Source organism: Myroides sp. NP-2 (assembly GCF_014145665.1).
In the GTDB taxonomy this organism is placed as follows: domain Bacteria; phylum Bacteroidota; class Bacteroidia; order Flavobacteriales; family Flavobacteriaceae; genus Flavobacterium.
On the sequence record NZ_JACHTD010000008.1, the window covers coordinates 16,461 to 29,154 of the forward strand.

Here is a 12,694-nt window from a genome sequence, read left to right on the forward strand (position 1 = left end):
ATTCAGCCTTTGGATTATTTTAAAAAAGAAACGATTTTTTCTAAAGCCATTCCTCTTGAACCTTTAATTAAAACGGTTTTATTTGCCAAGAGTTCTTCTATCTTGGGGTATTGCGTAAAGAAATTATCGAGGGTTTCATAGAACTCCATGGATTCTACTTGAGTTGATTTTTTTGTTTTGAAGAATTCTCTACCAATGAAAAACGCTTTGGCGTGTGTGGTTTCTGTTAGTTGTTGTACGATGGCTTGGTGTTCTTTCTCACTTGCACTTCCTAACTCAAACATATCCCCTAAGATGTAAATTTTAGGCGTAGTGGACGGGAGTTGATCGAAGTTCGCTATGGAGAGTTCCATACTAGATGGATTTGCATTATACGCATCTAATAAAATAGCAAATGGTTCTTGTTTAATCCATTGTGATCGATTATTCGTTGGGATGTACTCCTGAATGGCTTGATTTGCTTCCTCTAAACTCACGCCAAAATATTGACCAATTGCTACAGCTGCCGCCATATTTGTGGCGTTGTATGTTCCAGTGAGGTGTGAGTGTATCTCTTGATTACCGACTTGAATACGAGCTACTTCTGCTGTAGGAAGATAAGTAACCTCTAGGTTGGGTTCTGTGTCTTTGGAGCCAAAGGTAAATCGTGAAAAGGTCATCGTTTTGGCATCTTGACGTGGATCATCTGCATTGACAAATGCCATCTTATGATTGTCTTCAAGGTAGTCATAGAGCTCACTTTTCCCTTTAATTACGCCTTCAAAACCGCCAAATCCCTCTAAGTGAGCTTTGCCAAAGTTGGTAATATAGCCGTAATCAGGTTGTGCAATGCTGCATAAAAGAGCAATTTCGTTGAGGTGGTTTGCACCCATCTCTACAATGCCTATATCAGTTTCGTCGTCAAATTGCAACAGAGTTAAAGGAACGCCAATGTGATTGTTGTAATTCCCTTGGGTTGCTTTGACGTTGTATTTTTGACTTAAAACAGATTTGATCAATTCTTTGGTCGTTGTTTTTCCATTGCTTCCCGTTAGTGCAATAATAGGAAGACCCAATTGTTGTCTGTGGTAATTGGCTAATTGTTGGAGCGCGACTAAAGAATTTTGAACAAGAAACATCTTATCGCGATCCGTTACGAGTTTGGAATTGTCCATGATCACATAACGCGCACCTTTGTTCAAAGCCTCTTGTGCAAATTCATTTGCGTCGAAGTTATCACCTTTTAAAGCGAAGAAAAGACTGTTAGGAGTAATATTTCTCGTATCAATTGATATGCCGTCAGCCTCTAAGAAGCAGCTGTATAGTTCTTGTATATTCATAAGTCAAAAGTAAAAAAAAAGTCCTAATTAAAATTAGGACTTTTAAAAGAAATATAGCGTTATATATTAGTTTTTCGTTTTGCGGATTACTTGTTTTTGCCCCACTTTCGTCATGGCTAAACGGAATCCGATATAATCAGTAGCTTGATCTTCTGGATGGAATCTTCTTGTAGCAGGATCTAACCAATAAGCTCTGTCTTTCCATGAACCACCTTTAATTACACGGCTTTTCTCGTTGTAAATATTGGCAATTTGCGTTTGTTTTTTCGCTCTTGAAGTTTGTGTTTCTTCAGCGTTTTCTTCTCCTGTAGCCTCATTTGTATTAGCATCATACACCGTTTGAGCTACTTGTCCAGGTAAGTTACGCACGCGTAGACGACCATTAGATAAAGTGTCAAACACAACCGTTTGATCTGTTACAATTTGCGGTTTTCCGTCAGGACCTATTTGATTTTTGTAGTAGATGTTTCCTTTGAAGAAGTTGAAATCAGTGTCAATTTGGTCGATTTGAGGATCGTAAACGTCAGCTACCCATTCCGCAACGTTTCCAGCCATGTCGTATAGACCGAAATCGTTTGGAGCATATGATTTTACCGCATTGGTAATATCTGCGTTATCAGTTGCCCAACCAGCAATTCCTCCATAATCACCACGACCTTGTTTAAAGTTAGCATATTGTGATTTTAACGTATTGTTACGTCCATTGCTTCCTCTCTTTTTCGTAGGATTTTCCCATGGATATGTTTTTCTTCCTTGGTAGTTGTTGTATTCTCTTGTTCCAGCCATTCCTATTGCAGCATATTCCCATTCTGCCTCAGTAGGTAGGCGGTATTCTGCAGTGAAAAGTCCGTAATTCATTGTAGCATAGAGGTTTTTCTCACCTTCTTTTGCTTTATTTTTTACTCCGCGGTATACGATATCACTATTTCCACCGTATACAGCTTCAGGATTTGCTAAATAAGTTTCAGTGCTAAAGTGTGCATCAGCGTAAGCCTCCACAATTTTAGCATCTTTTTTTAGGTACCCAGCTCTTTCTAACGTTAATTCATTAACTCGATCTGTTCTCCATTTTGCATAATCATTGGCTTGCAACCAAGTTACTCCAACTACAGGGTAATTTGCGTAAGCAGGATGTCTTAAGTAGCTGGAAATTAGTGTTTCATTAAATCCAGAACCACTTCTCCAAACTGTTGTGTCGGGTAAAGCGCTTTTGTAAATTTCTGCATACACCTGATTCGTAGGAGGGAAAACACTTTTTAACCAGTATAAGTATTCGTTATACGCGATGTTTGTTGTCTCAGCTTCATCTAAATAAAAAGATTGCACATACTGTTGCTTTGGATTGTTGTTCCAATCAGCCATGATGTCATCTTGTACTCTTCCCATTGTAAAAGCACCCCCTTCAATGGATACCATACCCTTAGGATTCTGCTGTTCAAAATTAGTGTTGTACTGAAAGCCTCCTTTTTTATCATTTATTTTCCAACCAGTAGCAGAAGAAACTCCATTATTTGTGTTACTGCAACTCGTTAAACCAACTGTAGCTAGTAGGCCAGCAAGCAGTTGTAAAGTCATAAGTCTATTAATCTTCATGTTAAAAACGGGTAAATAATTTGACGCAATATAAGAATTAACGATTAATTAGCAATATCCTTGCTGTGAATATTTTAAAAAAAACTTAATTTTCATGTTTCAAAATAATAATGATCACTTAAATAACGCTTTTTTTAGAAGCGTATTGTGTATGGAAAAAATAATTATTTTTGCCTAGGAACAATTCTTCCTCATGCAAATATATATGAAAATAATTATTAATACACTACTGATTCTTACTTGCTTTACACTTTTTTCCCAATCTAACCGATTAGAGTTGAAGTGGGACAATAATCTGGTAGAACGCGCGTTGACAACTTCTGATTTTGATGTGTCCAAAATAGATAAAAATTTAACATTTGAAAGTGTTAATAATAAGTTAATTTACATAATTTCAGAAATAAATAATTCAACTAATTTTAAAAATACTGCACGAATTGTGCAAGTTTCGTATGAAGAATTAGACAGTAATTTGCTGTCAAGTGAGAAGAAAAATCTATATCAAGAGGGGTTAAATCTCCAATTAAAGACGATTTATACTAACAATCAACCACAAGTTTTGCTGTATTTTTCTCCTATTGTGTACGAAAATGGTAGATTAAAACGCGTAAAAAGCTTGTCCTATAGCCTCGAAAATCAGTCTATATCCTCTTCATCAGTGCAGAATCGACGGCTCTTAACGGGACAGAATAGCGCCACTCCATCCGTCTTGCGCCAGGGAAATTGGTTCAAATTTGGTGTTGAGAAAACTGGAATTTACAAGCTTGATCGCAATTTTCTGACTCAGTTGGGGGTGCCTCAAGGGGTGGATCCACGTACGATTCAGATTTTCGGAAGTGGAGGAAGCATGTTGCCCCTCGTCAATCAAGGCGATTATCCGACCGACCTGCAAGAAAATAGTATTTACGTACACGGAGAAGAAAAGGGATCCCTAGATGCAAACGACTATATTTTGTTTTATGCCACGGGGGTAGATCAGTGGAATGAGGAGAGTTTAACCTATCAAAATTTATATACAGATGAGGGAATCTACTTTCTTACCTATGGACAACAACAGGGATTGCGCATCTCCAATATGGTTGAACCTAGCGGACGAGAAGTAGAGACAATTACAGAATTTGATGGACGTGTTTTTCACGAACGCGATTTGGTCAATATTGGAAAACTGGGACGCAAGTGGTTTGGTGAGGAGTTTGGTTTGGTAAATGAACGGAGTTTTTCAGTCGAGCTACTGCATTTGAATCCTAGTATACCGGTTGTGTTTGGAGCTAATTCAGCTTCAAGTTCCTATGGAAATACTTCTTTTTCCTTTGAAATTAATGGCAGATATGCAGGAGGAGTTTCCTTTTTTCCTATACGCAGTGCAACGACTAAAGCCTACGAAAGCTATGTAGAGAAGGAAGAGTATTTGAGTTCTCCTTTTGCTGAGGTAACCGTAACCTACCAAAATGGAGGTGTTCCCAATTCGACAGGCTATTTGGATTATATTGAATTCCTATACACAGGGACTTTGGTTGGAGGAAATAAACAGTATCGTTTTTCCAATGCAAAAACAAAAACAACGGCCGGTGTGTTGCGTTGGAGTTTAACCCAAACAAACGCGGTACATCGCATTTGGGAAGTCACTGATCCGAGTGCGATTCGCGTTATTGCCGTGGGAAATCAACCGCAGTTTAGCTTTAAAACACAAGGAGGAAGCACACAGTACTTTCAAGTTGAAATTCCATCGGATTACTATAGTCCAAAAATGGTGAACAACAGTCGGGTTCGCAATCAGGATCTCAAAGGCATGGTTCACGCTCAAGCTGCAGTAGATTACCTCCTTATTACTAATGAGGCCTTAGTTCCAGCAGCACAGCAGTTGGCACAGTTTCACCGTCAACACAGTCAACTGAACCCCTTAGTGGTTGCTGTGGAGCAGATTTACAATGAATTTTCGTCAGGTCAGCAAGATGGTACGGCAATTCGTAACTTCGTTCGCTATGTTTCCGAAGCGATGCAACAAAAAGGCAGTGAGTTAAGATACCTTAATATAGTAGGAACAGGATCTTATGATTACAAGCAGCGCATAGAGCAAAATACAAATATTGTTCCGTTGCATTATGGGATGAATAAAAACAAAAAAGCCCAAAACAGCAATGCCAACTTCTCGATGTATACCACCTTTATGTCGGATGATTTTTACGGGTTGCTCGATGAAGGTGAGGGCGATATGTATAGCTTGGCTTTTGGAATTGACGTAACGGTAGGAAGAATGTTGGTCAAGAATTTAGATGAAGCCAATCAAGCGGTTCAAAAAATTATAACGTACTACGGAGAGGAGGCAAAAGGACGTTGGAAGAACAATTTGATCGCCATGGCAGATGATGTCGATAAAGAATCAGATTATGCCTTGCAAGTTGAAACCGATACGATTGTCAAGCGAATTGTTGCCAATCATCCGTTCTTTAATCCAAAGAAAATTTACCTAGATGCCTATGTACAAGAAACAGCTGCGGGTGGAAATCGCTATCCTCAAGCGCGTATGGATTTCTTGGATGGAATTGAAAAGGGCGCGTTATTTGTCAATTATTTAGGACACGGTGGGGAAGATGGTCTAGGACAGGAACGCGTATTTACAATTGAGGACGCCCGAAAATTAACCAATGAAAACAAATACCCTGTATTTTCGATCATTACATGTGAGTTTAGTCGTTTTGACGATCCAAACTATACGAGTGGAGGGGAAGTGCTGTACAACAATACTAAAGGAGGAGCAATCGCCTTGGTAGGAACTACACGAGAGATCGGAATTGATATTGGACGATTGTTAAACCGCACGTTTACGGATTTGTTTTTTGAGCATTCAACAACCTATTCTGTAGCAGATGCGCTGCGCCACACTAAAAATAAATATACCAATCGCGATAAAAATGTCGTGTCTTTTATTGGAGATCCAGCATTAAAAATCGCCCTGCCCAAATTAAAGGTTGTGTTGTCCAAAGTAAATGAGAACGAGGTGGATCAAACGACACAACAACCGGTTAAAGCGCTGGATTATGTGCAAATGAAAGGTGAGGTACAAGACGAACAAGACAACCTAGTCGAATCGTATACGGGTCGTTTAGCGGTTGAGGTTTTTGATAAGTATTTGGATAAGAAAACCTTAGGTAATGACAATGTATCAACAAATGAAGGGTTGCTTTTAATGGATTTTCAAACGCTAGGCGAAGTTGTTTTTCGCGGAAATGCCAGTGTGAAAAACGGGGCTTTTTCCTTTGATTTTATTATGCCTAAAGACATTCGTCTGAATGAAGGCAAGGGCAAAGTGAGTTTTTATTCTGCTAATAATCAAGTCGAATACACCGGAAGTAATGATGAGGTAGTGATAGGAGGGTTGAATGAAAATGCACCAAAGGACACTACGCCACCGATGGCGAGACTTTATATGGACAATGAATCTTTTGTTTCGGGAGGATTGACAGACAATAATCCAATATTTCTTGCGTTTGTTGAAGATGAGAGTGGGATAAATACCGCAAGTGGGATCGGACACGATATCTCAATTGTTGTAAATGACAAGGAAGAACAAGCTGTTGTTCTCAATGATTATTACGAAACAGAAGTGGACAACTTCAGAAAGGGAAAAGTCACCTATCAGTTGAAAGATCTTGAGCCAGGAGTACATACCATACAATTTAAAGTATGGGATGTTTACAATAATTTGTCAACAAGTGAGATACAATTTGTGGTTAAACAAGACGAGGCTTTAAAAATTGAGCATGTCCTCAATTACCCAAACCCTTTTGTCAGCTATACCGAGTTTTGGTTTACTCATAACCGACCGTTAGAGCCATTGGATGTACAGGTACAAATCATGACTATTGCTGGAAGAATTGTAAAAACAATTAACCAGCAGGTGGTCACAGAAGGAAATTTATGTAGAGAAATCCAATGGGATGGTCGAGATGACTTTGGCGATCGAATAGGAAAAGGAGTATACATTTACCGCATGACTGTCCGTTCTACGCAGACAGGAAAAAAAGTAGAGAAAATAGAAAAATTAGTTATACTTTAGGAAACAATTATATTTGTATAATATTAATACACACAACTGGATGAAAAATATTACCGCATTAGTTTTATCTATACTTGGTGGATCTGCCTTGTATGCACAAACAGATATGCATCCGATCACAACGGGAGTGCCCTTCCTTACAATTGCAGCCGATGCTAGATCCGCAGGTATGGGAGACATGGGGGTGGCTACAACGACAGATGTTTTTTCACAACAACACAATGCTTCAAAATACGCTTTTGCTAAGAAAGACCAAGGGGTAGCGCTGAGCTATACTCCTTATATGTCAAAAATATCCAATGATATGTCTTTGGCACAAATGAACTATTACAACAAATACAACGAGAGAAGTGCCTTTGCTGTAGGATTTCGTTATTTTGGAATGGGGGAGGTAACCTATCGACAAGACTACAACAGTATGGGATCTACCTATAAACCAAGTGAATTTGCCATTGATGCTTCTTACGCTTTGAAATTAAGTGATAATTTTTCAGGAGCTGTAACCGGGCGTTTCATCAATTCCAATCTAAAACTACCTGATACAGGAGATGGAGATTCAAATAGTGCTAGCACTTTTGCGGTGGATATTTCAGGATTCTATCAATCGGATCGCATGTCTTTTGCTGATTTCGACGGTCGTTGGAGATTTGGTTTTAACTTGCAAAATTTAGGTCCTAAAATTAGCTATAGCGATAGACCTACTGGAGATTTCTTACCGGCTAACCTAAAATTAGGTGCGGGATTTGATTTTATCTTAGATGATTATAACACCTTGACAATTGGTGCGGAGTTTAATAAATTAATGGTACCGACGCCTCCAGCTGATATCAGAGATTCAGAAGAAATGCGCAAGTATAACGACATTGGTTGGTTTAAAGGTGTATTCAAATCTTTTGGAGACGCACCTGGAGGATTTAGCGAAGAAATGAAAGAAATAGCCTGGTCGTTTGGAGCAGAATATTGGTATGACAATGTGTTCGCCTTCCGCGCAGGTTATTTTAGTGAAAACAAAAACAAGGGGGCTAGACAATATGCTACTTTAGGAGCAGGATTCAAATACAGTGCTATTACTGTAGATTTATCGTATTTGTTCTCTACCTCCAAAGTAACCAATCCACTTGAAAATACCTTGCGTTTTTCACTGAGTATTGACTTAGGAAGAAAGACCTATCACAAAGGATAAATAGAAAAGTATTATATTTGTAACCAAATCCAAACCGTTGAAGTAAAAACGAGTTTGGATTTTTTATCTCTAATTGTTTGAGTTATGAAAAAAATAGAAGTTACAACAACCTTTATAGAGTATGAATCTCTAGCGGCATTGGAACAGCAAGACCAAGTGTTGATGCAACAAGCTGTTGAAATAAGAAAAAATGCGTATGCGCCATATTCGCAATTTCGCGTAGGTGCGGCCTTGCTTTTGGAAGATGGAACGATAGTGCTAGGCTCAAATCAAGAGAATGCAGCATTTCCCTCAGGTTTATGTGCGGAACGAACGGCTATTTTTCAAGCTGGGGCTTTGCATCCAGGAAAAAGAATTTTAAAACTAGCAATCTCAGCAACCTCAGACTTAAAAGTAACAGATCATCCTATTCCTCCTTGTGGAGCGTGTAGGCAGAGTATTTTGGAATACGAAGTGAAACAAGCACAACCCATCGAACTGTTTTTTATGGGGGCTGAGGGAATTGTATGCTATTCCCCTTCCTTAATTAATATGTTGCCTTTTCATTTTGAAGCAAAATCAATGTGATATACACAGCATTAGAAGTACAAGTACTCAGAAAAAAAAGTAGAAAGGCTAGTTGATTACTTCCTTGATACCGAGTTAATTGCTCGTTGCAAAAAAAACGAGTGTTAACCTTGATATTATATCAAAATAATTATTAATTTTGATATGAATTGGCGATGAAACTAAAACTTCGCTCTATAGGTCCTTAAAAAATCTAACCAGGACCTTTTGAATTTGTAAAATGGACATATACCCCCAGATCACGACAATATTAGCTAACGTTAGTATTGTACCAGAAGAAATTTCAGTTGGTAAGTTATTGCTTACCTTATTCTTAGTATTCCTAAATGGATTTTTCGTTGCAGCAGAATTTGCAATCGTAAAAGTAAGAACTTCACAGATTGAAGTACACCAAGAATTAAATTCTAAAGTAGCAGGTGTTGCAAAAAATATTGTAGCAAACCTAGATGCTTACTTAGCTGCTACTCAATTAGGTATTACTTTAGCTTCACTAGGATTAGGATGGGTTGGAGAAAGTTCATTGACTCCAGTTATCATGAAGGTTTTTGAATTATTCGGTATGACCGGACCTGAATGGTATTCAGTAGCTAAAAGTGTATCTTTCCCTATAGCATTTGCGATCATTACTATTTTACACATCGTATTTGGAGAATTAGCTCCTAAATCAATAGCGATTCACTTCCCTACAAAGACTACATTCTCGATTGCTTTGCCTTTGCGTGTGTTTTACTTTGTGTTTAAACCAATTATTTGGTTGATGAATGGATTAGCAAATGGTATCTTGCGTATGTTTGGTATTACTCCTGTACATGGGGCCGATATACACACAGAAGAAGAACTAAAAATGATTATTACCGAAAGTCAAGCTGGTGGAGCAATTGAAGAAACAGAACGCCTGTTGATTCAAAATGTTTTCGAGTTTGACGATAGACGTGTAAACAATATTCAGACCCTGCGTAAAAATGTTTCTGCCATTGAAATTAACACCAGTGTAAAAGAAGCTATCGATTATGCAATTACGGAAGGGTATTCTCGTTTTCCAGTTTACGATGACTCTTTAGATGATATCAAAGGTGTAATTTATACCAAGGATTTAATGAAAGCAATGATCAAAGAAAAAGAAGATGTATCCCTTGCTTCTTTGATGAGAGAGCCTATTTATATAGCAGAAAATGCGTTGATTAAAAACGTATTGAAACAGTTTCAAGCGAAACATTTGCAGATGGCAATTGCGACGAATGAGGTTGGAGAATTCACCGGAATTATTACAATGGAAGATATTCTTGAAGAATTAGTAGGTGAAATTCAGGACGAATACGACAACGAAGAGCCGATTGTAGTGTCTGTTGGTGAAGGAGTATACATGGTCGATGCCCACTCTAATATCTCAGATATCAACCGATGGTTGCCTTTCAAATTTGAAGAAAGTGAACACTACGATACCCTAGCGGGATTAATCAGCGAAGTTTGCCCAGATCAAGAATTAAAAGAAGGAGATGTCGTCGATTTACAACACTATACTGGAGAAGTGAAGAATATGTATCGAAATTCAGTAGAAAAGATGAAGTTAACCTTAAAAGACGAACATTTAGAAGATATAGCGCAGAGCTAAAAAAAGGAACCGAAAGGTTCCTTTTTGGTTTACGGTTAACAAACCGCACAAAGAGCAAACCGCACAAAGAGCAAACCGCACAAAGAGCAAACCGCACAAAGAGCAAACCGCACAAAGAGCAAACCGCACAAAGAGCAAACCGCACAAAGAGCAAGCCGCGCAAAGAGCAAACCGCACAAAGAGCAAATAACAAACTTTACAAAAAAAATGAATTACCAAGTTACCTACCAAAATATAGACGTACACACCTATTGTAACTTACGTGTACAATCGGGATTATCTCCCAAAACGCCAGAAGCAGCAACCATTGGATTGCGCAATTCACTTTGTTGTGTTGCCGTATTAGATGGAGAGAATAACAACGAAATTATAGGAATGGGACGTCTAGTAGGCGATGGTGCCTGTCATTGTCAAGTTGTGGATATTTGTGTTCTTCCAGCGCATCAAAAACGCGGGTTAGGTAAACGAATCATGACAAAATTAGATGAATTCATTCAGGCAAATATACCCGATTCTTGTTATGTTAATTTAATTGCAGACGGCGAAGCTTATCGCTTGTATGAACAATATGGATTCAAGGATGTATGGCCTGTCTCTCGTGGTATGGGCTATACAAAAAAATAGGAACCCCAAGTGAGTATGAACAAAAAACGCAAAGCTTAAAGCTTTGCGTTTTTTTTATAGTTCGATGATATCGAAATCGTGTGATAAAGGTTTTAATTGATCAAATAGCTTTTGTAATAAGGTGTCGCCTGCTTCTTGATAGAATTGAGCGAAGTTGTAATAGCGTTCTTGTAGGCTATTTTTAGGAAATAATTCCAGTTGAATTGCAATGATTCGATCCAGCGTTTCTTTATTTTTTCTTTTTTCTGCTTTTTGCAAGCGTTTTTCTAGGTGGTTTAGACCTTTGAGCTGTTTTTTCTCTTGTGCATTTACGGCTCCAATAAAAGAAGCATCCGTTTGTTTGGCAATAATCTTCAGCGCTTCGAACTGCTGTTGTAAGACTTGACGCTGCGCTTCAAAGTCGAAAGAAACATCAGATAAAGCAGCTGATTTGCTGTTGAGCAAGGTTTCCGTATCCTGGAACATATCGGTCCAAGATAGCTGTAACTTGTCCATTTTTTTGACTTGTTTTTCAGTTACAAGAAGTACAGAATTACGCAATAACAGCATAGGAAAATCCACTTGATGTAAATCGAAAACGGGTTTTAATTGCAACCAATACGCCAATTCGCCTCCACCTCCGATATAGCATAAATTAGGCAAGATGGTCTCTTGATACAAAGGGCGTAAAATGACATTGGGACTAAATCGCTCTGGGTGATTATCTAGTTCCAACAGAATCTCTTCTTTGGTAAAAGAAAGTTTGGTATTGTTAATCTTATACAGGTTGTCTTCCCAGATAATTCGCTCGCGCAGATCATCTTGAATATAGAATAAGTTGATATCACGCGGCGTTACTTGTATAAAGTAGTCTTGTAGAATCTCATAGGTTTTTTCTACCTCTCTGATGGCGTTTTGCTGTAGTAGTTCTTGCTGTATGGAAGGAGCAAACACCTTTTTTAATTGAGGGTGATCTCCATCTACAATAACTAAGCCGTGGGATTCAAACAGCGCATTGGCTAAAGAACGCGTAGCATCTGCTAGATTTTCGTGTTGCAAATAGCTGGCTTCAAATAGCGCTCTTAACTTTTTAGCATTCGTTCCGGCGTTCAATTGTCCTTTGAACACATCAAATACCTTGTCAAGAGTTGCGGTACTCAATCGCCCAACAGGACCTCTACTTTCTTGATCCCAACAGATTTTTTTATCTTGGAAATAGAAGTGGTTAATTTCTTCAAAATCGTGGTCTTCTGTAGCCATCCAATATACTGGCACAAAATTATAATCGGGGTATTGTTGTTTGAGTTGGACGGTCAAGTTAATTGTCGATACAATCTTGTACAAGAAATACAACGGACCTGTAAACAAGTTCAACTGATGCCCCGTTGTAATGGTAAATGTGTTTTCCTCTTGCAATAGCGCTATGTTTTGAAGCGTTGTAGCAGAAGGAGTTATTGTTTTATATTGCTCGAGTAGCGCGCGGTGTAGCACCCTGCGTTTGTCTTTGGAAAAATGTTTTTGTTTCGCTTGCAGCTGCAGTTTAAAGTTCTCTAACGTTGGAAAATGTTGATATAACGGTTTGATGTGCTCCTCTTGGTTGAGGTAATCCACCATCAACTTGGAAAAGTAACCCGAGTTTTGAAATGTAATAGTAGGTATATGCATAAGACACAAGGCCAATTAGAAAGTTTGTTTTAAAAAAAAAGTTTTACTAATCGATAGTAAAACTTTTTTAAGTATAGTAAAAATACGGTTTTATT

The 12,694-nt window shown here is 38.3% G+C and carries 8 protein-coding genes; 5 read left to right on the plus strand and 3 right to left on the minus strand.

Features of this window, described 5'->3' with window-relative positions:
- Positions 1–14: 14 nt before the first annotated feature.
- Together murF and gldJ are read right to left on the minus strand one after the other, a co-directional pair.
- A complete protein-coding gene (gene murF, locus H4K35_RS09180; RefSeq protein ID WP_182627228.1) occupies positions 15–1,319 on the minus strand; it encodes a UDP-N-acetylmuramoyl-tripeptide--D-alanyl-D-alanine ligase in 1,305 nt (434 codons plus the stop codon).
- A gap of 66 nt (positions 1,320–1,385) precedes the next feature.
- Positions 1,386–2,912 carry a gliding motility lipoprotein GldJ gene (gldJ, locus tag H4K35_RS09185; RefSeq protein WP_182627230.1) on the minus strand — a complete coding sequence of 509 codons (1,527 nt, stop codon included), beginning with the start codon at positions 2,910–2,912 and terminating at the stop codon, positions 1,386–1,388.
- 205 nt (positions 2,913–3,117) lie between these two features.
- On the opposite strand from gldJ, the gene porU reads away from it, so the two are divergent.
- From porU to H4K35_RS09210, 5 genes are all read left to right on the plus strand, one after another.
- Entirely contained in the window at positions 3,118–6,969 is a 3,852-nt protein-coding gene (gene porU / locus H4K35_RS09190; protein ID WP_255492414.1) for a type IX secretion system sortase PorU, read from the plus strand.
- Positions 6,970–7,009: 40 nt separating this feature from the next.
- On the plus strand, positions 7,010–8,152 hold the full coding sequence (gene porV, locus H4K35_RS09195; RefSeq protein ID WP_182627234.1) for a type IX secretion system outer membrane channel protein PorV: 1,143 nt from the start codon (positions 7,010–7,012) through the stop codon (positions 8,150–8,152).
- A gap of 84 nt (positions 8,153–8,236) precedes the next feature.
- Positions 8,237–8,719: a cytidine deaminase gene (locus H4K35_RS09200; protein WP_182627236.1), complete on the plus strand. Its 483-nt coding sequence runs from the start codon at positions 8,237–8,239 to the stop codon at positions 8,717–8,719.
- Between the two features lie 220 nt (positions 8,720–8,939).
- Positions 8,940–10,331, plus strand: coding sequence for a hemolysin family protein (locus H4K35_RS09205; protein WP_182627238.1), 1,392 nt, complete (start codon positions 8,940–8,942; stop codon positions 10,329–10,331).
- A 207-nt stretch (positions 10,332–10,538) separates the two neighbouring features.
- Positions 10,539–10,955, plus strand: coding sequence for a GNAT family N-acetyltransferase (locus H4K35_RS09210; protein WP_182627240.1), 417 nt, complete (start codon positions 10,539–10,541; stop codon positions 10,953–10,955).
- A gap of 54 nt (positions 10,956–11,009) precedes the next feature.
- On the opposite strand, the gene bshC is transcribed toward H4K35_RS09210, so the two are convergent.
- Entirely contained in the window at positions 11,010–12,599 is a 1,590-nt protein-coding gene (gene bshC, locus H4K35_RS09215; protein ID WP_182627242.1) for a bacillithiol biosynthesis cysteine-adding enzyme BshC, read from the minus strand.
- Positions 12,600–12,694 lie beyond the last annotated feature (95 nt).